This window comes from Allobosea psychrotolerans (genome assembly GCF_002917105.1).
Lineage (GTDB): Bacteria > Pseudomonadota > Alphaproteobacteria > Rhizobiales > Beijerinckiaceae > Allobosea > Allobosea psychrotolerans.
Window position 1 is genome coordinate 131,283 of the sequence record NZ_PQFZ01000016.1, and the last position, 20,701, is coordinate 151,983.

A 20,701-nucleotide genomic window follows, 5' to 3' on the forward strand; every position below is an offset into this window, starting at 1 on the left:
GGGTTCCCCGCACCCTACCCTGCGATACGCCCGAAATCCGCGACGGCGCGGGTCGCTTCGCGGAGCTGGTTGAGCAGCTTCAGGCGGTTGACGCGCAAGGCGGGGTCGGGATCGTTGACCGTAACCTGGTCGAAGAAGGCGTCGACAGCCGGGCGCAATTCGGCGAGCGCCGCCATCGCGCCCTCATAGTCTTCCTGCGCGACCGCGGCGGCGGCTGCAGGCGTGGCGTTCGCCAAGGCAACGGCCAGCGCTTTCTCCTCGATCAGGCCGGCGCCTGCGATCAACTGCAGGTCGGCCGCCCCGGAGAAGGCGCCCTCGCCGTCCTTCTTCTCCTCGGCCTTGAGGATGTTGGCGGCGCGCTTGTAGCCGGCGAGCAGGCTCTTGCCGTCCTGCGTTTCGAGGAAGCGGGCCAGCGCCGCGACGCGATGGGTGATGAGCAGGAGGTCGTCTGAACCGCCGCCCTCGCCCAGCACGGCATCGACCAGATCATGCCGCGCGCCCTGGTCGCGGAGCATCACCTTCAAGCGGTCGTGGAAAAAGGAGAGAAGATTCGCGGCACAGCGATCGGTAAGAATCCCGTACGCCGTATCAACTCCGGCATCCTCGTCCCGATAATATGCCTCATCGATTATCTTGCGCTCATCATCGGAGAAAACTTCCGCCGCAACCTCGCCATCGCGGAACAGCTCACGCATCGTGTTGAGCTGCGACAGGAAGGTATATTTGGAGAAATGGTAATCGGCTTCGAAAATGCCCTTTGCCCGATTTTTAACGACATCGACCAGCGGCAGCCGCACCCCATTCTCAACCACCAGCCTGATCACCCCCAGCGCCGCTCTGCGCAGCGCATAGGGGTCCTTGCTCCCCGTCGGCTTCTCGTCGATCGCCCAGAAGCCGACCAGCGTGTCGAGCTTGTCGGCAAGTGCGACAGCCGCCGAGACCGGATCGGTCGGGACGCGGTCGGAGGGGCCGAGCGGCTTGTAATGCTCCTCGATCGCGGCGCAGACGCTGGGGTGCTCGCCCTGGAGTTCCGCATATTTGCGGCCCATCAAACCTTGCAATTCCGGGAACTCGCCGACCATTTCGGTCGGCAGATCGGCCTTGGCGAGCTTGGCCGCGCGCTCGGCGAGGTCCGGATCAGCCCCGACGATCGGCGCAAGCTCGCGCGCCAGCGCCGCGATGCGCTGGACGCGCTCGCCCTGCGTGCCGAGTTTTGCATGGAAGACGACGCCGAGCTTGTCGAGCTTGGCCATGCGCTGGTCGAGCGGCTTTGCGAGGTCGAGTCCGAGCTTCCCGGCGCTCTCCTCCAGCGTGTCGAGATCGGGCAGATCGCCCTTGTCGGTCGCGAAGAAATAGGCGGCGTCGGAGAGGCGGGCGCGCACGACGCGCTCATTGCCGGCGGTGATGACCTTGCCGCCATCGCTGGCGACGAGATTCGCGGTCAGCAGGAAGCGGTTGGCGAGCGCGCCGGTCGCGGCATCGCGCAGCACGAAGCATTTCTGGTTGGCCCGGATGGTGGCGCGGATCGCCTCGCCAGGAATCTCCAGGAAGCGCTCCTCGAAGGAGCCCATCAGCACGACCGGCCATTCGACCAGCCCCGCGACCTCCTCCAGCAAACCCTCATCCTCGACCAGTTCGAGGCCCTGCGCGAAGGCGAGCGTGCGGGCGTCGTTGAGGATGATCTCCTTGCGCCGGTCGGCATCGAGCACGACCTTGGCCTTCTCCAGGCTCGGCACGTAATCGTCGAAACGCTTGATGGGAATCGCGCCGGCTGAGTGGAAGCGGTGGCCGTAAGTGATGTTGGAGGAGACGATGCCGTCGACCTCGAAGGGAACCACCTCCGGCTCCTCGGTCTCGGCCCCGAAGGTGCAGAGGATCGAATGCAGCGGGCGCACCCAGCGCAAGCTCGCGCCAGCCGCGGAGGCGGCGCCCCAGCGCATCGACTTCGGCCAGGGGAAGCCACGGATCACGGCGGGCACGATCTCGGCGATGGCCGCAACCGTCTCCTGCCCCGGCTTCTCGATGATGGCGACGTAGCTGTCGCCCTTCTTGGGATCGCTGATGATCGTCGCCTGATCGAGCGAGGAAAGCCCGGCCGCCTTGAGGAAGCCCTGGATCGCGGCCTCCGGCGCGCCGACGCGCGGACCCTTGCGCTCCTCGCGGATATCGCGGCCGCGCACCGGCAGGCCGGCGATGTGGAGCGCGAGCCGGCGCGGCGTGGCGAAGGCTTTCGCGCCCTCATAGACAAGGCCGCGCTCGACCAGCGCATCGGTGACGAGTTTCCGCAGGTCCTCGGCCGCCTTGCGCTGCATGCGGGCGGGGATCTCTTCGGAGAAGAGTTCGAGCAGGAGATCAGGCATTAGTTCGCTCCCCCGCCGGCGGTCTTCAGCCAGGCGGCGCCGCAGGCTTTCGCCAGTTCGCGGACACGCAGGATGTAGCTCTGGCGCTCGGTGACCGAGATCACGCCGCGCGCATCGAGCAGGTTGAAGCTGTGGCCGGCCTTGAGGCACTGGTCATAGGCCGGCTGGACCATGAGATGGCGCTCGCCGCTCTCGCCCTTTTCGAGCAGCGCCCGGCATTCGGCCTCGGCCTCGGCGAAGCGCCGGAACAAGGCGGCTGTATCGGCATGTTCGAAATTATAGCGCGAATATTCCTGCTCGGCCTGGAGGAAGACCTCGCGATAGCTGACCTTCTCATCGCCTTCGAGCCCGTTGAAATTGAGCTCCATGATGCTCTCGACATTCTGCAGATAGCAGGCGAGGCGCTCGAGGCCATAGGTCAACTCGCCCGAGACGGGCGCGCATTCGATGCCGGCGACCTGCTGGAAATAGGTGAACTGGCTCACTTCCATGCCGTCGCACCAGCATTCCCAGCCCAGCCCCCAGGCGCCGAGCGTCGGGTTCTCCCAATCATCCTCGACGAAGCGGATATCGTGCAGCTTCATGTCGATGCCGATCGCCTCGAGCGACTGCAGATAGAGCTCCTGCAGGTTCGGCGGGTTCGGCTTCAGGATGACCTGGAACTGATAGTAATGCTGCAGCCGGTTCGGGTTCTCGCCATAGCGGCCATCCTTGGGCCGGCGCGAGGGCTGGACATAGGCCGCGCGCCAGGGCCTGGGGCCCAGCGAGCGCAGCATCGTGCCGGGATGGGAGGTGCCGGCGCCGACCTCCATGTCATAGGGCTGGAGGATGACGCAGCCGCGCTCGGCCCAGAAGCGCTGCAGGGTCAGCAGCAGCCCCTGGAAGGAGCGGGTCGGGTTCATCGCATCGGGCAGAGTGGCAGAAACAGCCAAGGCTTGGGCCTTCCGAAAGATCGTGGATCGGCGCGTGCATAGACCATGATCCGGGAAAGTGGAATGCGGTTTTCGAGCGGGTTTTGACCTAACTCATTGGCGAAAGACGGATTCGCAGGCTAAAATTTTCTGGCCTGCACCGATCTGGCTATCGAATCCGTTGCGCCGCCCCCGCATGGCGCTGGAACCTCGACAGACAGCTTTCGTTCATGCAGGAGGAGCTAGGATTTTTTCGCCCGTAGGGTTCGCGGCGTTCGGGGCGAGCGCTTGATGTCGAACCGGCGGGCTGTCTGGTAGGAGAAGCCCATGCCGTCATCCCGTATCGTCGCTGCGCTGTTCGGCGCGCTTGGCCTCATCGTCGCAGCCTTCACGGTCGCACCGGCGATGGCCGCTCCTGTCTCGGCAGGTACGGCGCAAACCATGCCCTCGCAAAGCGATCTCGTCCAGCAGGCGCAGTATTACGGCCCACGCCGCTACTATGGACCGCGCCGCTACTACGGCCGCCCGGTCTATCGCCCGCGCTGCTTCTTCACCAACAGGCGCGTCTGGACCGGCTATGGCTGGGTCGTCCGCCCCGTGCGCGTCTGCCGCTGAGCCGCCGAAATGTGGCCGTTCTCTGGCCGCAGGATGAAAACAGGCTGAACGACGCGGTTTTGTGCCGTTCAGCTCCAACGCAGTACCCTTTCATTCGAAGACGGCGACCGACCATGCGGCAGGGGCTGCTGGCGCCGAATTGAAGAGGATCGGATCATGTTTCGCAAACTCGCATTCGGTATCGCGACGGCGGCCACGCTCGGCGGCTTGTCCTTCGCAGCCGCCCCGGCCATGGCTGCCCCCATCGCGACGGGAGCCACCCAGCCTGCCCTGGCTGGGACCGCCGAGGTCGATGGCGCCCAGATTCAGCAGGCACAGTATTATTACGGCCCGCGCCGCTATTATGGACCGCGCCGCTACTACGGACCGCCGCGCTATTACGGGCCCCGGCGCTACTACGGCCCGCGCTTCTACGGCCCGCCGCTCTATCCGCCGCCGCCGGTCTATTACGGCCCGCGCTACTTCTACTGAGCGCGGTGACCTAGCATCGCATATCCGCGATGCAGGGCTTCGCTCGCTTCAGTGAAGCCGCCCTCGGGGCGGTTGAGAATGAAGGCCGGCAGCAACGCTGCCGGCTTTTTGCTGTTCAGCACGGCCGTAACGAGGACGCGCACCGCCGGCCGGTCGGCCAGCGCATGGACCGGCCGGATCTCCAGCCCGCCGAAGCCCGTCGCGAGCCCGGCCAGAATTTCGGCCAGCGCCTCGGCGCGGTGGATGATCGCGATCCTCCCACCAGGCCGGAGCAAACGGCGCGCTGCCTTCAGCCAGTCTCCCAGCCCGCCCTCGACGACATGGGCGGCGCGCCGATTCGGGACCGGCGAGACCTTCGTCTCCCGCGCCGCGTAGAAGGGCGGGTTCATCGCGACACAAGCGAAGCTCGCCGGGACCAGGCCGGCCTCGGTCACGGCGGCGGCTGGGGCGGTGATATCCACAGCCAGCGCCGCGACGCGGCCATCGAGGCCGTTGCGGGCAATGTTGGCGCACGCCAGGGCCGCAAGCTCCGGATCGCGCTCGGCCAGCACCACCCGTAGCTGCGGCTGCGCCAGGGCGGCAGCAAGCCCGACCGTGCCGACGCCCGCGCCCATGTCGAGCAGAGGCCCCTCGCCCAGCTCAGGCAAGGCCGCCGCGAGCAGGATCGCGTCGCTGCCGGCGCGATGGCCCTTTTTCGGCTGGCGCAGGATCAGGCGGCCATCGAGCAGGCGGTCCTCGCCGATCTCGCCTAGCAATGAGGCCGGTTGCGATTCAGCCATCGCGCAGTTCCGCGCCGAAGCCGGCCTCGATCAGCAGCGCCCGCGCCCGCATCTTGTCGGCCTCGCGCACCAGGAGCCGGCGCTGGAAGGCGCCGATCATGCCTTCCAGCGCGCTGATATGCTGATCGGCGATCAGGCAGTCGAGATTGGCCGAAGCCAGCAGCGCCTCGATGGCTCCGAGCAGGACGATATCGTTGGTGCGGACGAGTTCATGCATGGGCGCATGGAGCCGAAGCCGGGGCCCGCGCGCAAGCCCTCGCTTGCGCAGGTGCGGCGTCCAGGTGCGGCGTCATTGCCGAATTGCGGGGGCTGGTCACCCATGCGACGGTTGTGGCAAGGCATCAGCGCGCCGCGATCTGCGCAAGTCGGCCGGAGTGATTGAGATGGGCGTCGTCGTTGCGTTCGAAGACAAGGAAGCGAGCCAGGGACCCGGTCAGGATGCGGGCAAGGCCCGGATCGAGACCCTGGTCGGCCTGACCCGCGCCGATATGGAGCGCGTCAACGCGATGATCCTGTCGCGCACCGGCTCCGACGTCACCATGATCCCGGAGGTCGCCAACCACCTGATCTCGTCGGGCGGCAAGCGCCTGCGCCCGATGCTGACGCTGGCGACGGCGGCACTGTGCGATTATCGCGGCGAAGGCCATGTCAAGCTCGCGGCCTCGGTCGAGTTCATGCACACCGCGACATTGCTGCATGACGATGTCGTCGACCAGAGCGACATGCGCCGCGGCAAGCTCGCCGCCCGCATGCTCTGGGGCAATGAGGCGAGCGTGCTCGTCGGCGATTTCCTACTCGGCCAGGCCTTCAAGATGATGGTCGAGGTCGGCTCGTTGCGCGCCCTCGATATCCTCTCCACCGCCGCCGCCGTGATCGCCGAGGGCGAGGTGCTGCAGCTCTCCGTCGCCAAGAATACCGAGACGACCGAGGACGAGTACCTCGCCGTGATTCGCGGCAAGACGGCGGAGCTCTTCGCCGCCGCCTGCGAGGTCGGCCCCGTCATCGCCGAGGCCGGCAAGGCCAATGCCGCCGCCTGCCGCAGCTACGGCCTCAATCTTGGCATCGCCTTCCAGCTTATCGACGATGCGCTCGACTATGGCGGCGTCGCCTCCAAGCTCGGCAAGAACACCGGCGACGATTTCCGCGAAGGCAAGATCACCTTGCCGGTGGTGCTCTCCTTCCGGCGCGGCACCGACACCGAGCGCGCCTTCTGGCGCCGCACGCTCCAGAACGGCGAGATCAACGAGGGCGATCTCGAAGAGGCCCAAAGCATCATGCGTCGCCATCGCGCGCTCGACGACACGATCGAGCGCGCCGAGCATTACGCCAAGATGGCCAAGGACGCGCTCGGCCTGTTCCCCGCCTCCCCGATGAAGCAGGCGCTGAACGAGACCGTCGATTTCTGCGTTTCACGGGCGCACTGAAACGCCCTTGCCGTGCGACGCTTCCCAGCCGCGGCTTCACCCAGCAGTCAGCACCCATCTGATCGAGGTCACCGGCAAGCGGGCCGTTGTGCAGGGCTCTGGCCGATGTTAGCCGCCGCCTGCGGCTTCCTGGCTGGCCTATCGCTCGCGCCCGCGAGTCGCGGTGGCGGCCGTGAGCCACGCCGGATTGTCGCGCGGCGGCTGACGCCACGCGGCGGTCAACGCCGCACGGTCGGCTTGACCCACCAGCCCGGCTGGCTCGTCTGCAGCGGCGCGAGGAGAATAGGCAGGTCTGGCGCGGAGGCTCAGGGGCGCCGGATCGAGCACATCTCCAGCCACGCCCATGGCAGGACGTTTACTGCAACGCTCGGCTTCAGGACGTAAAAGGCCATCTCCCGATAGCTCCAAGCATAGGGAGTGCAGTCCTTCAAAGCCGCCGCATGCAGGTAGAACTGGAATTCTTGAGGCGCCGAGCGAATGGACCGAAAAAACGAGTGCTGCAAAACGTGAGTGGGCGAAAACGCCGCGATAGATTTTTGCCGCCTGGCGTCTGCGTAAGCGCCGACCAACAACACCGAGAATGCCATTGAGCTTGCGATAAAAAGGGGAGCACGAAAATGTCGGCCGATCCGCTCGCGAAGCGGCGGAAGATATACCGATGACGAGATGGCTAGCGCGAGGGCCATTAGCCATGGCCAGTACCCCGGCCCAAGACGGCCGGACCAAATCGTCAAGAACCCGACCGGAGCGAAAATGCCGCCAAACAGTAATAAGGCCATGAAAATATAGGCACAAAGGGCGAGAAAAGCGGATATCAACACGACGAACCCCAAAACAAATACTATACCATGAGCACCATCTTCCACTCATATTTGTACGATAAATTTACGATAAGCATGTTCGGAGCGAAGCCGAAACTACACACATCGGCACTAACTCAATAACTCTCCCTTCACCGCAATATAGTCGCCTTGACCCACCAGCCCGGGCGGCTCTTCTGCAGCGCCTTGGCGGCTGCGGCGCTGGCCCGGCAATCAACGAACAGGGCAAAGCAGGTCGCGCCCGAGCCCGACATGCGGGCGAGCCGGCAGCCGGGCAAGGCCGCCAGCCCGGCAAGTACGTCGCCGAGAACCGGAGCCACGCGCCGCGCCGGCGCTTCGAGATCGTTGCCGCTGCCTTCCAGCATGGCGACCAACGCATTGACGGAAGGCAGCGCGAGATCCGGCATGGCGCCGGCAGGCGACAAATCCTGCCCCCGTTGGAGCCCAAGCTCGCGAAACACCGCCGCCGTCTCGACCGGCACGCCCGGATTGACCAGCACGGCGAAGAGCGGCGGCAGGCGCAAGGGCTCGCCGAGGCGCTCGCCGATGCCGGCCATCAATCGTGCCCGCGAATCGAGGCAAACCGGCACATCGGCGCCGACCCTGGCCGCTGCACGCAGCAAAGCCGGTTCGCCACGCGACATTCCGTTCAGGCGCGCCAGCAGGCGCAGCGCGCCTGCTGCATCGGCCGAACCGCCGCCGATGCCCGATGCCACTGGCAGGCGCTTGACGAGGTGGAAGCGGCCCCAGCGCAGCGGGCCAGCTTCATCGGCAAGCGCGCGGGCGGCGCGCAGGACGAGGTTGCGCTCACCGGCTTCGAGCCCGCCACCAAGCGGACCGCCAATGCTCAGGCCGAGCTCCGCCCCGGGTTCGAGCGTCAGTTCATCGCCGACGCCGGCGAAGGCGACCAGGCTTTCGAGCTCGTGATAGCCGTCAGCCCGTCGGCCGAGCACCTTCAGGCTCAGATTGACCTTGGCGCGAGCACGGGTCGTCAGCGCGGCCGACATGGCAAGTCCGGAGGGGTTGATGGCGGCTGGAACTCAGCCGCCGTCCTTCTTCGGCTCGGCGGCGTTGGCGGAGGGGGAATCCTCCAGGCCGCGCTCGATCTTCTGCTTGATCTTGACCAGATCTTCAGGCTCCGGGCCGAGGTCGCGGGCCGCATTCCACTGGAAGGTCGCCTCCAGCTTGCGGCCGGTGCGCCAATAGACATCGCCGAGATGGTCGTTGATCACCGGATCGGAGGGGCGCAATTCCATGGCGCGTTCAAGCTCGCGCGCCGCATCGTCATAGCGTCCCAGCCGGTAATAGGCCCAGCCTAGCGAATCGGTGATGTAGCCGTCGCGCGGCCTGAGCTCGACGGCGCGGCGCAGCATGTTGAGCGCCTCGTCGAGCTTGAGATGCTGATCGACCAGCGAATAGCCGAGATAGTTCAGCACCAGCGCGCGCTCGCGGCCAAGCGGCTCCGGCATCAGCTCCAGCGCCTTGCGCAGATCCGCCTCGGCCTCGGGCCAGCGCTTGATGCGCTCGCGCGCGATGCCGCGGAAATAGAACAGATCCCAGTTCGCCCGCCCGGGAACCGCGAGCTTGGCGATGGCCTTGTCGTAGGTCTCGGCGGCCTCGGTGAAGAGCTTGCGGGTGCGGTAGACATTGCCGAGCGCCGAGAGCGCATCGACATCGTCGGGCCGCTCCGTGATCAGCGCCTGCAGATGCTTGATCGATTCCTCGGATTTGCCGAGCGCCTCCAGCGCCAGCCCCGCCTGAATCTCGGCGTTGGGCCGCAGCGGCGAGGTCGCCGGCATCTTGTCGTAGACCGCGACAGCATCCTCGGGCTGCTTCGAGCGTTCCAGGATGTCCCCGAGCGTCAGGATCGCCAGATCATGGCTGGGGTCGAGATAGATGGCCAGACGCAGATAGAGCAGCGCGGCGGCCTCGTCACCCTGGCGGTTGCCGGCGCTGGCGAGGCCATAGAGCACTTCGGCCGCGCCCTGCTGGGCGGTGCCGACCTGGCGGGCGAGCGGCTCGCGCGCAGCAACCCGCGCAAGCCCGTCCCGGACGATGGGATGATTGGGCAGGAGGCGGTCGAATTCGCCATAGGTCGCGGCGGCGCCGTCATAATTGCCGTTGCGCGCCTGCAGGCGGGCCCAGAGATCGACCAGGCGCAGCGTCGTCTTTTCCGCGTCATAGGCGCTCTTCAGGCGCTTCTCCGCGTCGACCTTGCGCCCGGCGATATCGAGGATCAGGCCGGCATGGTAATCGCGGAAGAGGTTGTAGGAGGCCTCGCCCTTGAGCCGGTCGAGCGTCTCGAGCGCCTTGTTGGTTTGTCCGGAGCCGGCATAGGCCCAGGCCGAGAGCAAGGTCGCGGTGATGTCGGCGGCGCGGCCGCGGCCGCCGCGCTGGAGATGGCCGCGCGCGGTCTGGTAGCTCTTCTGCTTGATCGCGCGAATGCCGACCGCGAGCTGGGCCAGGCCGTTGCTGGGATCGCGCTGGATCAGCTTGTCGGCGGCGCGGAAGGCGTCGCTCATCGCACCATCGGCCAGGAAGGCGACGAAGCCGCGCTCCAGCAGATCATTGTTCAGCGGATCGCCCTTGATCGCCTCGCGCAGATAGACCGAGGCCGCGCCGAGATCGCGCCCGGCACCCGCGACGATCGCGGCCAGGTAATTGCCTTCCAGGCTGTCGGCGGGCTCCAGCTGTTCCGTCGTACGCGTCGCAGCCGCCCCTTGAGCCGAGGCACCGGCCTGCAATGCGAGAAAAAACACCAGGGCAACCGCCGTGCTCGGGCCGCGGCCCCTCAATCGAAACGTCACGATTGTCATTCTCCCTCGGTCCGCAGCCTGTATGTCACGCGGGGCCATACATCAGCGCGACCGGGACCACTTCGCTTAAGCCTTCAAGATGGCGGTTTCCGGGCGGACGGGCAAGCCATCGCAGCGCTGCTAGGCCGAATCCGTAGCAGCGATGCAACAATCCGACAGAAGCATGCTGCGCCGCAACGTTCGCGCAGTTTTCAGTGTCCAAGCCTCAGGAATTTAAGGCTAGGACAGAAGCGTTCGCATGTTCCGCGACGATTCACCTGGGATCATTCAAATGAAGAAGATCGTTTTGAGCATTGCCGCCGTCGCCCTGCTGGCAGGCTTCGCCGCCGGCTGCGCGCAGCCAGAGCCCACCAAGCCGGCTCCGAGCGTCGTCCGCAAGGGCTGAGTCGGCGACATCGCCCGACACAGAAAAGGCGCGCCGTGAAAGCGGCGCGCCTTTTTTCGTCATCCATGCCGGCGGTTTGCGCCGGCCCGGGCTCACAGGCCCAAGACCTACATATTCCCCAAGACTTACATATTCCCCAAGGCTTACATATTCCCCAAGGCTTACATGTTCCCCAAGGCTTACATATTCGAGTAGCCCGGCCCGCCGCCGCCCTCGGGCACCGTCCAGGTGATGTTCTGGGCCGGGTCCTTGATGTCGCAGGTCTTGCAGTGGACGCAGTTCTGCGCGTTGATCACGAAGCGCGGCTCGGTCTTCGCCTCGGCATCCCTGTAGACCACCTCATAGACGCCGGCCGGGCAGTAAAGCCGCGCCGGCTCGCCATAGACAGGCAGGTTCCTGGCGATCGGGATCGAGGGGTCGGTCAGCTTCAGATGCGCCGGCTGGTCTTCCTCATGATTGGTCGAGGACAGGAAGACCGATGACAGCTTGTCGAACGAAATCTTGCCGTCGGGCTTGGGGTAGACGATCGGCTTGACCTCGGCGAGAGGCTTCAGCGTCGCGTAATCCGGCTTGCCGTGCTTGAGCGTGCCGAAGGGCGACCAACCGAGGAGCTGGTTCAGCCACATGTCGATGCCGCCCAGCCCGATGCCCAGAAGCGTGCCGTATTTCGACCAGAGCGGCTTGACGTTGCGCACCGGCTTGAGGTCGCGCCCGATGGCGCTGTCGCGCCAGCCCGCCTCGATCTCGACCACCTCGTCATGCGAACGGCCGGCCGCCAAAGCGGGCACCAGATGCTCGGCCGCCTGCATGCCCGAGAGGATGGCGTTATGGCTGCCCTTGATGCGCGGTACGTTGACGAAGCCGGCCGCGCAGCCGACCAGCGCCCCGCCCGGGAAGGTGAGCTTCGGCACCGACTGGAAGCCGCCCTCGGTGATGGCACGCGAACCGTAGGACAGGCGCTTGGCGCCGTCGAAGAGATCGCGAATCAGCGGATGGGTCTTGAAGCGCTGGAACTCGTCGAAGGGCGAGAGCGTCGGGTTGGTGTAGTTGAGATGGACGACGAAGCCGACGGTGACCAGGTTGTCGTCGAAATGATAGAGGAAGGAGCCGCCGCCGGTGCCATTGTCGAGCGGCCAGCCGAAGGAGTGCTGCACCCGGCCCTTGACGAACTTCTCCGGCTTGACCTGCCAGATCTCCTTCAGGCCGATGCCGTATTTCTGCGGTTCGCGCCCCTCATCGAGCCCGAACTTGCGGATGGCGATCTTGGAGAGCGAGCCGCGCGCGCCCTCGCCGAGCAGCGTGTAGCGGCCGCGCAGTTCCATGCCGCGCGTAAAGCGCTCCGAGACCGTGCCGTCCTTGGCGATGCCCATGTCGCCGGTGGCGACGCCGGCGACCGAGCCATCCTCGTTGAACAGCAATTCGGCCGCGGCGAAGCCCGGATAGATCTCGACGCCGAGCGCCTCGGCCTGTGCCGCAAGATATTTTGCCACAAGACCGAGCGAACCGACGAAGTTGCCGTGGTTGTTCATCAGCTTCGGCATGCCGAAATTGGGCAGGCGGATGCCGTTGGGCTCGGTCAGGAAATAGAAGATGTCCTCGCTGACCTCAGTCGTCAGCGGGCGGCCCTCGTCCTGGCGCCAATCAGGCAGGAGCGCGTCCAGGCCGACCGGATCGATCACGGCGCCCGACAGGATGTGAGCGCCGACTTCGGCGCCCTTCTCGACCACCACGACGGAGATCGTCTCGTCGAGCTGCTTCAGGCGGATGGCGGCGGCAAGGCCGGCTGGACCGGCGCCGACGATGACGACGTCATAGTCCATGCTCTCGCGCGGTTCGCTCTGCGCTTCCTTGAGATCCATCCTGCCCTCCGGAGGCCTTCGACTGGCTCGAAGCCAGTTAGTTTATATGTGAACCATATCGCCTGCCCGTTCAAGCCGCGCATGGCGCAAGACAGGCATGGCACTCAAGACAGACATGGCATCAGTCTGGACCCCCTCTATCGAAGCGTGCGTTCCAATTTGCAACTGCGGCGGCTCGCGAAGACGCAGATGAGCGTGCTAGAACATCAGCGATGATGTCCACTGCCGCGCCAGATCCTGTTGAACTTCTCGCCTGGTACGCCGAGATGGGCGTCACCGAGGCGCTCGACGAGACGCCGCACAACCATTTCATGGAGGCGCCGCAGCCGGCGGCAGTGCGCCCCGCCCCGCCGCAGCTCGTGCGCGCAACCGCAGCGGCAGCAGCTCGACAGGCCCTGCCCGCGACTGCGACCGCCCCGGACGACGCCGCCCTCACCGCCAGGACGATGGCGCAGCAGGCCATGACGCTCGATGCCTTGAAGGAGGCGCTCGCGCAATTCGAGGGCTGCGCGCTGAAGGCCACCGCCAAGAACCTGGTCTTTTCCGACGGCAATCCGGCCGCCCGTTTGATGCTGGTCGGCGAGGCGCCGGGCGCCGACGAGGACCGCATCGGCCTGCCCTTCGTCGGACGCTCCGGGCAATTGCTCGACCGGATGCTGGCCGCGATCGGCCTCAACCGGAAGGAGCATGTCTATATCGCCAATCTCCTGCCCTGGCGGCCGCCGGGCAACCGCACGCCGACGCCGCAGGAGGTCGCGATCTGCCTGCCCTTCATCCAGCGCCAGATTCAGCTCGCGAACCCCGATATCCTGGTCTGCATCGGCGCGCCCTCGGCGCAGGGACTGCTCGGCCTCACCGGCATCCTCGCATCGCGCGGCAAATGGCTGGAATACGATACCGGCACGCGGCGCATCCGCGCCATGGCGACGCTGCATCCGGCTTATCTGCTGCGCCAACCCTTGCAGAAGCGCCTGGCCTGGCGCGACCTGCGGGCGCTGAAGGCCGCGCTCGACGCCAAGACCTGATGCCCATGGACCTGATGCCCATGGACCTGACGCCCCTGGATCTGACACCCCTGGCCCTGCCCCCTTGGACATAACGTCCTGCGGCACTACCGGCCGCAGAAATCCACCGCCGGTTTGACTAATGTCACCTTTGGCGGCGATGCTGTTTCGGCGAAGTCGTACAACCCGCTTTTCGCGGCGAAGCCGGACGGAGCCCTGTGATGACGATCGACGCCTTTCTGCTCTCGCGCATCCAGTTCGCCTTCACCATTTCCTTCCACATCGTCTTTCCCGCCTTCACGATCGGGCTCTCGGCCTATATCGCGACGCTGCTGGGCCTCTGGCTCAAGACCGGCGACCAAAAATTTCATCTGCTGGCGCGGTTCTGGACCAAGATCTTCGCCGTCTCCTTTGCCATGGGGGTGGTCTCCGGCATCGTGCTGTCCTACCAGTTCGGCACCAATTGGAGCCGGTTCTCGCTCGTCGTCGGCAACGTCATCGGCCCCTTGATCGGCTATGAGGTGCTGACCGCCTTCTTCCTGGAAGCATCTTTCCTGGGTGTGATGCTGTTCGGCTGGAAGCGCGTGCCGCCCTGGCTGCATTTTCTCTCGGCCATCATCGTCGCCGGCGGCACGGCATTGTCGGGCTTCTGGATCCTCTCGGCCAATAGCTGGATGCAGTATCCGGCTGGCCACGAGATGCGCGACGGCATCGCCTACCCGCTCGACTGGATGCAGATCGTCTTCAACCCGACCTTCCCGCTGCGCTACATGCACATGATGACGGCGGCCTATCTGACCACCGCTTTCGTCGTGCTGGCGACGGGCGCGCGCCATCTGATGGCGGGCCACCGCACCGAATCGGCCAAGACCATGGTGCGCATGGCGATCCTGATGATCGCCATCACCGCCCCGGTGCAGGCGCTGATCGGCGATTTCCACGGCAAGCAGACCGCCAAATATCAGCCGGCCAAGCTCGCCGCGATCGAGGCGCATTGGGATTCCGCGAAACCCGCCCCACTCGTGCTGTTCGCCTGGCCCGACGAGCAGGCCGGCCTCAACCGCTTCGAGATCTCGATTCCCGGCCTGGCGAGCCTTTTGACCCATGGCAGCATGGATGCGCTCTTTCCCAGCCTCAACGATTTCGCGCTTGAGGACAGGCCGCCGGTCAAGATTCCCTTCTTCGCCTTCCGCGCCATGGTCGGCATCGGCGTGCTGATGATCGGCTTCGGCTGGCTCGGCGCCTTTCTGTGGTGGAAGGGCCGGATCTTCGAGGAGCGGCGCTGGCTCTGGCTCGCGCAACATAGCTGGCCGGCAGGGTTCATCGCGATCCTGTCGGGCTGGTTCGTCACCGAGGTCGGCCGCCAGCCCTGGCTGGCGACGGGGGTGATCCGCTCCAAGGACGCGGTCTCGCCGATCACGACGCTGGAGGTCGCGATCTCGCTGGCGCTGTTCGTCTGCGTCTACTGCGTGGTGTTCACGGCCGGAATCCTGCTGATCAACCGGCTGATCGACAAGGGACCCGACGAGATCGGCGACAAGGACGCGCCGGAGCAGCCGTCCAGGCGCACACTCAAGGCTGCGCAGGGACCGGCCTCGGACCTGTTCGGCGACGGCCGTCCCGGCGACGACAAAATCCAACCCCAGAGCTGAGGAGAGACCGACAATGGAATGGTATCTCCCCGTGATCTGGGCCGGGCTGATCGGCACCGCCGTGATGCTCTATGTCGTGCTCGACGGTTTCGACCTCGGCATCGCGATCCTGTTTCCCGCGACGAAGGACGAGACCGAACGCGACCAGATGATGAACTCGGTCGCTCCCTTCTGGGACGGCAACGAGACCTGGCTGGTTCTGGGCGGCGGCGGGCTGTGGGTCGCTTTCCCCAAGGCCTACGCCATCATCATGCCGGCCTTCTACATCCCGGTGATCCTGATGCTGCTGGCGCTGATCTTCCGCGGCGTCGCCTTCGAGTTCCGCTGGGTCGCCAAGCCGAAGCACCGCATCTGGGACCTCGCCTTCTGGCTCGGCTCGACCATCGCCGCCTTCGCGCAGGGGCTGATCCTCGGCGGTTTGATCCAGGGCATCACGGTGGCGAACGGGCAGTTCGCCGGCAGGCCCTTCGACTGGCTGACGCCGTTCTCCGTGATGTGCGGAGCGGGAGTCGTCGTCGGCTACGCGCTGCTCGGCGCGACCTGGCTGGTCTACAAGACCGAAGGCGCGGTCGCCGAGCGGGCCCGGTCCCAGGCGAAGCTGCTGCTGCTCGGCCTGATGGCCTTCGCGGTCCTGGTCTCGCTCTGGACGCCCTACGCCCATCCGCGCATCGCCGAGCGCTGGTTCACGCCCGCCAACTTCGCCCTGCTCTGGCCCTTCCCGCTGCTCACCGCCTTTTGCGGCTGGATGGTCTGGAAGCGGCTGCACGGCCAGCACGAATTCACGCCGTTCGCCTTCACCATCGCGATCTTCGTGCTCTGCTTCCTCGGCCTCGCGATCTCGAACTATCCCTATCTCGTACCGCCGGGCCTGACGATCTGGGACGTGGCGGCAGCGCCCGCCTCGCATGTCTTCGTCTTGATCGGGGTGAGTTTCCTGCTGCCGATGATCCTGTTCTACACGGCCTTCGTCTACTGGACCTTCCGCGGCAAGGTGAAGCTCGACGGCGGCTATCATTGACCGGCCGGGGTGGGTCACACGCCGCCATGGTGCTCGCTCAGGGCAACACGTCCGGCCAGAGCTGCGACATATGCAGGATGCGCAGGATTCAGATCACTCCGCTGCCGATACGGTAGGCTGCGATATAGGGCGTGCCGCCGATGATGAGTTCGCGCGTTCCCTCGACACGGCCGGGGCGGCCGCTCTCCGGAAAGGCCGGCAGCACCTCCACATGCTGCTCGATGCGCTCGTCGAGCGCGACGGCGGCACGCGGATTGTCGGTTGCGACATAGTCGAAGATGCGCTCGCGATCGGCTATTGCGAGCGCGCTCCATTCGAGCTTCACGCCTTGGCCGCCAATGTCCGCGCCAGGGCCGCCCGGCGCTTTTCGGCAAAGCGAGCCTTGACCTCGGCATGATCCGTCGCAGGGCCGGTATCGGCGAGCGCCTCGAGCACCTTCGCGCGGAACCATGCCTCGTGCCGGGCCGGGTCGATCAATTCCAGGGGCAGCGCGCCCTCATTGGCGGTTCTGGTCAGCAGGATCCGCACCGCGTCCGAGACGGTCAAACCCGCCTCCTGCAAGACGGCCGCTGCCCGTTCCTTCACACGTGGATCGATGCGGGCCTGAACAAGATCGCTTGCTGCCATGATCACCTCTCAGTTCCGGCCGACACTGTAATGCAATTGATTGACATCTCCAAACCGAGACGGAACCCTCCGCCGCAAGACGACTTGAGTTTCTGGCCCCGCTCGCAGAGATTGGCGGCCGAGAGAGCGGAGTGCCTGCCATGCAATGGGAAGATTATCGCCAGTCCGAGAATGTCGAGGACAGGCGTGGCGGCGGCACCTATGCCGGCCTGCCCGGCGGGCGCGGCGGCATCGGCATCGGCACCATGGTCGTGCTCGGCCTGGTCGGCTGGGCGCTCGGCATCGATCCGCGCCTGCTGATCGGCGGAGCGGAACTGATCGGCGGCATCGGCGGGCGCAGCGCCCCGACCCAGGAAACGCGGAAATCCTCGGGCCCGCCCTCGGACGAGATGGGCCGCTTCGTCTCGGCCGTGCTGGCCCAGAACGAGGACGTCTGGACCAAGGTGCTGCCGCAGCAGGCGAATACGCGCTACCAGGTGCCGCGCCTGGTGCTCTATTCCGGCGTCGACCGCTCCGGCTGCGGCACCGCTCAGGCTGCGATGGGACCGTTCTATTGCCCGCCGGACAAGAAGGTCTATCTCGACCTCTCCTTCTTCCAGGAGATGCAGCGCAAGCTCGGCGGCGGCGGCGATTTCGCCTATGCCTATGTCATCGGCCATGAGGTCGGCCACCACGTCCAGAACCTGATCGGCATCCTGCCCAAGGCGAACCAGTTGCGCGAGCGCTCCTCGGAGCGTGACGCCAACGCGATCTCGGTGCGCATCGAATTGCAGGCGGATTGCTTTGCCGGTGTCTGGGCCAACAACATCCAGGCGATGGGCCGGATCGACCAGAGCGACGTCGACGAGGCGATGAAGACCGCTGCCGCGATCGGCGACGACAAGCTGCAGAAGGCCTCGCAGGGTGTCGTCGTGCCCGATTCCTTCACCCATGGCTCCTCGGCGCAGCGCACGCGCTGGTTCACCACCGGCCTGCGCTCGGGCTCGATGCAGAGCTGCGATACGTTCAGGACGAACCAGCTCTAGCAGGCGCTCTCGCCCTATCGTTCAACGGCAACGACGGCTCCTTTATCCGTCCAGCTCGGCGGCACGCCGACGCTGCCGCCGACCAGGCCGATAAGCCCTGGCGACGGGCCGAAGGCCCGGCAAGCGGCGTATTTCGCGTCGCCCCCAAGCTGCGCGCCGATCTGTTCGAAGGACGGAAATGTCGGCGCCTTGCCGAACGGCGTCTCGCCGGTGACGAGCATCTTGCTGAAATCGGAACCGAAATCGCTCGCCAGCGTGTAAGCGTCGCTCTCCTCGCTCAACCGGGCCGAGGTCAGGAAAGCATTTGCGCCACGCCCCCAGACCATCGCCGCCTGCTGCTTGCCATGGGCGTCGCGAGCCTCCGCCTCGAGCGAAATGCTTCCCATTCCCACGGGGATGCGCGGGAGCGGGACAGGAACTCCAGGCAGGAGAATCGACTTCGCAACCGAGGCGCCGCGAGAGACCCCCGCCGAAACGACATCCGTCGGCGCGACCTGGGTCACGAGGGCGCGGACCGTGAGATCGGCAGGCTCGGACGGGGTGACCACCACGAAACGCTCGCTCAGGCCGCCGCACATGGCGCGATCGATCGCATTCGCGACCAGGCTCCGTTGCGCGGGTGTCAGGCTCGGCTGCGTCGAGGAAACCGAGAAAGCGGTCGGGACGATCTTGACTGTACGGGCCCTTGTCACGCTCGTTTTGTCGACGCGCAGCTTCGAGCGCGTCAACAAACCATCCGATTGCACCAAACTGTCATATGATTGAAGCGACCCGGCCTGCTCCAACGAGCCGGTTGCGCAGCCTCCAAGCAGGGCACCGGCCATTCCAATGAAGGCAATCAGAGGATTTCTCCGCATGGTCACGCTTTTCCCAACCGAATGGTTTGCGCCGCAGGCCGCGACAGTGGATCCGGACAGCCCCTGAAGGGATCTCATTGAGTTATTACTGCACTGAGTGCAATTTAATTGAGGCATCTTTGTGTCGACGGCGATTGCGCCGATCGGCTTAGAACCTCGGTTGTCCCGATTTTTTGCGCTGCGTCGGCCATATCAATATGGGCGAAATATCGAGTTGAGGCAGACATGCGACAAGAATCTACCAAGCCGGAAGGCCTTCGCGAACGCAATCGCCGCGAAAAATACGAGCACATAACCGATGTCAGCATCCGCCTGTTTCTTGAGAACGGATATGACACCACGACGCTCGACGAAATCGCTCACTCTGCCGGCATTTCCAGGAGAAACCTGTTCAATTATTTCGACAGCAAGGACGAGATCCTGTTCTCTCACTTGCGCGAATATTATGAGATGATTGCCGAATCGATTGCCCGAAGCTCCCCTGACGAGCCCGCCCTGGAGGTCGTGCGCAAGGCGATCCTTTCAAACCTGACGCGCTTCGACGCGGAGAGAACGCTCGCGATCGCAAAAATCATGAGAAACAACGCAGCGCTTCAGAGCAAAAATCGCGCGAACGAAATCAATCTTGAAAAGGCTATCATGAAAGGTCTTTCGGCGTTGTGGCCCGCCAAAGAGTCGCACGATCGGCTATTATTTGTTTCTATATTGTCTTCTGGCGCGATTCGCTTTGCCACTTACACTTGGCTTCGAGACGGGAACGAGATAAAGCTCTCAGATTGCGTGGTAGAAGCCTTCGATCGGCTGAAGCTGGAGACTCGTTGCACTAAGTGAACTGAAATCCAAATCGAAGGCGACGCGGACCTGCCGCCCGCCCCTGTCCGCAACAAGCACTCATCGGCTCCCTGCCGGCCGGCACGCGGTACGATGCGCGCCCCTGCCTGCCCACGATCTCGACACCGCCGCGGATGATCGCCTTGCGTTATCGGCCTCGCCAGGAAGATGTGGGGGAAGCCGCGTTCGATCGCGCTTGCAGCATCGAGCCGGGCGCGCCGATCGGCGTCGTGCACCATATCGAGCGCGCCAGGATCACCCTGAAGCGTGTCATGGGCGAAGGAGACGGCGGGAACGGTCGACGGCCTGGGAGGGCGTCGCGGTTCAGTTCAGTGCTGGCATATGAGCCGATGCATGGCCGACGCTCATGCCAGGGCGAACCCTCGGATTCTATCGGGATGCATAGCGTTGGTTAGCGGTGACGCGATCGATAGCCGGCACGGGCTCTCGCGCCTCAGACAGCGCACTCCTATCGTTTCGATGTCGAACCAACCACTTCGCGCATCGCAATGTAAGTATGATACTCTGAAACGTTCGGATCATCATGGAAGACGTCGCGGGCGAAGGCGGCATAGGCTGCCATGCTCTCAACCTGTAAATGCAGAACAAAATCGGCTCCTCCAGTCACGTATGATGCCTGTTTGACTTCAGAACGAGCCTGAATCTTACGGGAAAACTCACCAAATGTTCGCGAGCCGTGATCGATTGACACAAGGACATGCACTGTGACGGGCACGCCGAGGATTTCCGGACTCACGATCGAGATGTCGGCTGTGATGATCCGTTCGGCACGTAGGCGGCGCAATCGCCGGAGCACCGCACTCTGAGACAAGCCGACCCGCTCCGCCAGGATGCGCGCCGGGGTCTGATTATCGATCTGCACCTCCCGCAGCAGCGCATGATCGAAACGATCGAGGTCGACTGTTTTCGCCATCTGTCTCTCGTAGAGTGACTGAATCAGTCGATAGCTAGCCAAAATACGCGAAAATGACCACGCGTTTTCGAGCAGGATGATCGCCAGCCCCGACAGCAGGAACCGGATGGGCCGGATCTGAGCAGGGCATCGGAAAGCGATCATGTCCAAGCGCTCGCTCCATCCCCGCTCTCTCGCCGCGCAGGCCATGGGCAAGATCGACCCGCTGACCAAGGGGGTGGTTACCCCGATCCATATCGCCACGACCTATATCCGTGACGAGGACAACGCCTATTCCTCGGGCTTCGTCTATGGCCGCCCCGACAACGAGAC

At 64.9% G+C, this 20,701-nt stretch carries 21 protein-coding genes and 1 pseudogene; 10 read left to right on the top strand and 12 right to left on the bottom strand.

Annotated features, from left to right (window positions below; translation table 11 throughout):
• Positions 1–14: 14 nt before the first annotated feature.
• Both glyS and CYD53_RS22745 read right to left on the bottom strand, forming a co-directional pair.
• The gene (gene glyS, locus CYD53_RS22740; protein WP_103720366.1) at positions 15–2,360 is read right to left on the bottom strand and encodes a glycine--tRNA ligase subunit beta; all 2,346 of its coding nucleotides are present in this window, start codon (positions 2,358–2,360) and stop codon (positions 15–17) included.
• The gene (locus tag CYD53_RS22745; RefSeq protein ID WP_425428334.1) at positions 2,360–3,262 is read right to left on the bottom strand and encodes a glycine--tRNA ligase subunit alpha; all 903 of its coding nucleotides are present in this window, start codon (positions 3,260–3,262) and stop codon (positions 2,360–2,362) included. Before CYD53_RS22745 ends, glyS begins: the two co-directional genes overlap by 1 nt.
• A 336-nt stretch (positions 3,263–3,598) precedes the next feature.
• Here CYD53_RS22745 and CYD53_RS22750 point away from each other — a divergent pair, with 336 nt between their 5' ends.
• Together CYD53_RS22750 and CYD53_RS22755 are read left to right on the top strand one after the other, a co-directional pair.
• A complete protein-coding gene (locus CYD53_RS22750) occupies positions 3,599–3,886 on the top strand; it encodes a hypothetical protein (protein WP_103720367.1) in 288 nt (95 codons plus the stop codon).
• 156 nt (positions 3,887–4,042) lie between these two features.
• Entirely contained in the window at positions 4,043–4,357 is a 315-nt protein-coding gene (locus CYD53_RS22755) for a hypothetical protein (RefSeq protein ID WP_103720368.1), read from the top strand.
• Here CYD53_RS22755 and CYD53_RS22760 read toward each other — a convergent pair.
• Together CYD53_RS22760 and CYD53_RS22765 are read right to left on the bottom strand one after the other, a co-directional pair.
• Positions 4,351–5,136, bottom strand: a complete 786-nt coding sequence (locus CYD53_RS22760; RefSeq protein WP_103720369.1) for a tRNA1(Val) (adenine(37)-N6)-methyltransferase — start codon at positions 5,134–5,136, stop codon at positions 4,351–4,353. The genes CYD53_RS22755 and CYD53_RS22760 overlap by 7 nt on opposite strands.
• Positions 5,129–5,353: a putative signal transducing protein gene (locus tag CYD53_RS22765; RefSeq protein WP_103720370.1), complete on the bottom strand. Its 225-nt coding sequence runs from the start codon at positions 5,351–5,353 to the stop codon at positions 5,129–5,131. Before CYD53_RS22765 ends, CYD53_RS22760 begins: the two co-directional genes overlap by 8 nt.
• Positions 5,354–5,519: 166 nt before the next feature.
• Between CYD53_RS22765 and CYD53_RS22770 the strand changes: the two genes are divergently transcribed.
• Positions 5,520–6,560, top strand: a complete 1,041-nt coding sequence (locus CYD53_RS22770) for a polyprenyl synthetase family protein (protein ID WP_103720371.1) — start codon at positions 5,520–5,522, stop codon at positions 6,558–6,560.
• A gap of 305 nt (positions 6,561–6,865) precedes the next feature.
• Here CYD53_RS22770 and CYD53_RS22775 read toward each other — a convergent pair whose 3' ends face one another.
• From CYD53_RS22775 to CYD53_RS22785, 3 genes are all read right to left on the bottom strand, one after another.
• Positions 6,866–7,381: a hypothetical protein gene (locus tag CYD53_RS22775; RefSeq protein WP_146055979.1), complete on the bottom strand. Its 516-nt coding sequence runs from the start codon at positions 7,379–7,381 to the stop codon at positions 6,866–6,868.
• Between the two features lie 131 nt (positions 7,382–7,512).
• Positions 7,513–8,388: a 4-(cytidine 5'-diphospho)-2-C-methyl-D-erythritol kinase gene (locus CYD53_RS22780; protein ID WP_103720373.1), complete on the bottom strand. Its 876-nt coding sequence runs from the start codon at positions 8,386–8,388 to the stop codon at positions 7,513–7,515.
• A 33-nt stretch (positions 8,389–8,421) separates the two neighbouring features.
• Positions 8,422–10,197: a tetratricopeptide repeat protein gene (locus CYD53_RS22785; RefSeq protein ID WP_103720374.1), complete on the bottom strand. Its 1,776-nt coding sequence runs from the start codon at positions 10,195–10,197 to the stop codon at positions 8,422–8,424.
• Positions 10,198–10,435: 238 nt separating this feature from the next.
• On the opposite strand from CYD53_RS22785, the gene CYD53_RS30400 reads away from it, so the two are divergent.
• Positions 10,436–10,582 carry a hypothetical protein gene (locus CYD53_RS30400; protein WP_181011984.1) on the top strand — a complete coding sequence of 49 codons (147 nt, stop codon included), beginning with the start codon at positions 10,436–10,438 and terminating at the stop codon, positions 10,580–10,582.
• A gap of 179 nt (positions 10,583–10,761) precedes the next feature.
• Here CYD53_RS30400 and CYD53_RS22790 read toward each other — a convergent pair whose 3' ends face one another.
• Positions 10,762–12,441, bottom strand: coding sequence for an electron transfer flavoprotein-ubiquinone oxidoreductase (locus CYD53_RS22790; RefSeq protein ID WP_245928382.1), 1,680 nt, complete (start codon positions 12,439–12,441; stop codon positions 10,762–10,764).
• A 212-nt stretch (positions 12,442–12,653) separates the two neighbouring features.
• Here CYD53_RS22790 and CYD53_RS22795 point away from each other — a divergent pair, with 212 nt between their 5' ends.
• The 3 genes from CYD53_RS22795 to cydB all read left to right on the top strand — a co-directional run bounded on the left by CYD53_RS22795 (position 12,654) and on the right by cydB (position 16,115).
• On the top strand, positions 12,654–13,466 hold the full coding sequence (locus CYD53_RS22795; RefSeq protein WP_103720375.1) for a uracil-DNA glycosylase: 813 nt from the start codon (positions 12,654–12,656) through the stop codon (positions 13,464–13,466).
• Between the two features lie 200 nt (positions 13,467–13,666).
• The gene (locus tag CYD53_RS22800; RefSeq protein WP_103720376.1) at positions 13,667–15,097 is read left to right on the top strand and encodes a cytochrome ubiquinol oxidase subunit I; all 1,431 of its coding nucleotides are present in this window, start codon (positions 13,667–13,669) and stop codon (positions 15,095–15,097) included.
• 13 nt (positions 15,098–15,110) lie between these two features.
• Positions 15,111–16,115: a cytochrome d ubiquinol oxidase subunit II gene (gene cydB / locus CYD53_RS22805; protein ID WP_103720377.1), complete on the top strand. Its 1,005-nt coding sequence runs from the start codon at positions 15,111–15,113 to the stop codon at positions 16,113–16,115.
• Positions 16,116–16,203: 88 nt separating this feature from the next.
• Here the strand turns inward: cydB and CYD53_RS22810 are convergent, their stop codons facing one another.
• Entirely contained in the window at positions 16,204–16,440 is a 237-nt protein-coding gene (locus tag CYD53_RS22810; RefSeq protein ID WP_103720378.1) for a type II toxin-antitoxin system RelE/ParE family toxin, read from the bottom strand.
• The gene (locus tag CYD53_RS22815; protein ID WP_103720379.1) at positions 16,437–16,742 is read right to left on the bottom strand and encodes a type II toxin-antitoxin system RelB/DinJ family antitoxin; all 306 of its coding nucleotides are present in this window, start codon (positions 16,740–16,742) and stop codon (positions 16,437–16,439) included. Before CYD53_RS22815 ends, CYD53_RS22810 begins: the two co-directional genes overlap by 4 nt.
• A gap of 140 nt (positions 16,743–16,882) precedes the next feature.
• Between CYD53_RS22815 and ypfJ the strand changes: the two genes are divergently transcribed.
• Positions 16,883–17,767: a KPN_02809 family neutral zinc metallopeptidase gene (gene ypfJ, locus CYD53_RS22820; protein WP_103720380.1), complete on the top strand. Its 885-nt coding sequence runs from the start codon at positions 16,883–16,885 to the stop codon at positions 17,765–17,767.
• Positions 17,768–17,781: 14 nt separating this feature from the next.
• Here ypfJ and CYD53_RS22825 read toward each other — a convergent pair whose 3' ends face one another.
• On the bottom strand, positions 17,782–18,741 hold the full coding sequence (locus CYD53_RS22825) for a DUF3313 domain-containing protein (RefSeq protein ID WP_245928383.1): 960 nt from the start codon (positions 18,739–18,741) through the stop codon (positions 17,782–17,784).
• A gap of 108 nt (positions 18,742–18,849) precedes the next feature.
• Between CYD53_RS22825 and CYD53_RS22830 the strand changes: the two genes are divergently transcribed.
• Positions 18,850–19,455 carry a TetR/AcrR family transcriptional regulator gene (locus CYD53_RS22830; RefSeq protein ID WP_103720382.1) on the top strand — a complete coding sequence of 202 codons (606 nt, stop codon included), beginning with the start codon at positions 18,850–18,852 and terminating at the stop codon, positions 19,453–19,455.
• Positions 19,456–19,924: 469 nt separating this feature from the next.
• On the opposite strand, the gene CYD53_RS22835 is transcribed toward CYD53_RS22830, so the two are convergent.
• Positions 19,925–20,533, bottom strand: coding sequence for an Lrp/AsnC family transcriptional regulator (locus tag CYD53_RS22835; protein WP_245928385.1), 609 nt, complete (start codon positions 20,531–20,533; stop codon positions 19,925–19,927).
• Between CYD53_RS22835 and CYD53_RS30765 the strand changes: the two are divergent.
• Positions 20,532–20,701 (top strand): annotated as a pseudogene (locus tag CYD53_RS30765) (cystathionine gamma-synthase); the annotation flags it as partial. The gene CYD53_RS22835 and the pseudogene CYD53_RS30765 sit on opposite strands and share 2 nt — an antisense overlap.

Bases quoted from the DNA above. Each gene is read 5' to 3' on its own strand.
- glyS (WP_103720366.1), bottom strand. From the start codon at position 2,360: ATGCCTGATCTCCTGCTCGAACTCTTCTCCGAAGAGATCCCCGCCCGC.
- CYD53_RS22745 (WP_425428334.1), bottom strand. From the start codon at position 3,262: ATGAACCCGACCCGCTCCTTCCAGGGGCTGCTGCTGACCCTGCAGCGC.
- CYD53_RS22750 (WP_103720367.1), top strand. From the start codon at position 3,599: ATGCCGTCATCCCGTATCGTCGCTGCGCTGTTCGGCGCGCTTGGCCTC.
- CYD53_RS22755 (WP_103720368.1), top strand. From the start codon at position 4,043: ATGTTTCGCAAACTCGCATTCGGTATCGCGACGGCGGCCACGCTCGGC.
- CYD53_RS22760 (WP_103720369.1), bottom strand. From the start codon at position 5,136: ATGGCTGAATCGCAACCGGCCTCATTGCTAGGCGAGATCGGCGAGGAC.
- CYD53_RS22765 (WP_103720370.1), bottom strand. From the start codon at position 5,353: ATGCATGAACTCGTCCGCACCAACGATATCGTCCTGCTCGGAGCCATC.
- CYD53_RS22770 (WP_103720371.1), top strand. From the start codon at position 5,520: ATGGGCGTCGTCGTTGCGTTCGAAGACAAGGAAGCGAGCCAGGGACCC.
- CYD53_RS22780 (WP_103720373.1), bottom strand. From the start codon at position 8,388: ATGTCGGCCGCGCTGACGACCCGTGCTCGCGCCAAGGTCAATCTGAGC.
- CYD53_RS22785 (WP_103720374.1), bottom strand. From the start codon at position 10,197: ATGACAATCGTGACGTTTCGATTGAGGGGCCGCGGCCCGAGCACGGCG.
- CYD53_RS30400 (WP_181011984.1), top strand. From the start codon at position 10,436: ATGTTCCGCGACGATTCACCTGGGATCATTCAAATGAAGAAGATCGTT.
- CYD53_RS22790 (WP_245928382.1), bottom strand. From the start codon at position 12,441: ATGGATCTCAAGGAAGCGCAGAGCGAACCGCGCGAGAGCATGGACTAT.
- CYD53_RS22795 (WP_103720375.1), top strand. From the start codon at position 12,654: ATGATGTCCACTGCCGCGCCAGATCCTGTTGAACTTCTCGCCTGGTAC.
- CYD53_RS22800 (WP_103720376.1), top strand. From the start codon at position 13,667: ATGACGATCGACGCCTTTCTGCTCTCGCGCATCCAGTTCGCCTTCACC.
- cydB (WP_103720377.1), top strand. From the start codon at position 15,111: ATGGAATGGTATCTCCCCGTGATCTGGGCCGGGCTGATCGGCACCGCC.
- CYD53_RS22815 (WP_103720379.1), bottom strand. From the start codon at position 16,742: ATGGCAGCAAGCGATCTTGTTCAGGCCCGCATCGATCCACGTGTGAAG.
- ypfJ (WP_103720380.1), top strand. From the start codon at position 16,883: ATGCAATGGGAAGATTATCGCCAGTCCGAGAATGTCGAGGACAGGCGT.
- CYD53_RS22825 (WP_245928383.1), bottom strand. From the start codon at position 18,741: ATGCCTCAATTAAATTGCACTCAGTGCAGTAATAACTCAATGAGATCC.
- CYD53_RS22830 (WP_103720382.1), top strand. From the start codon at position 18,850: ATGCGACAAGAATCTACCAAGCCGGAAGGCCTTCGCGAACGCAATCGC.
- CYD53_RS22835 (WP_245928385.1), bottom strand. From the start codon at position 20,533: ATGATCGCTTTCCGATGCCCTGCTCAGATCCGGCCCATCCGGTTCCTG.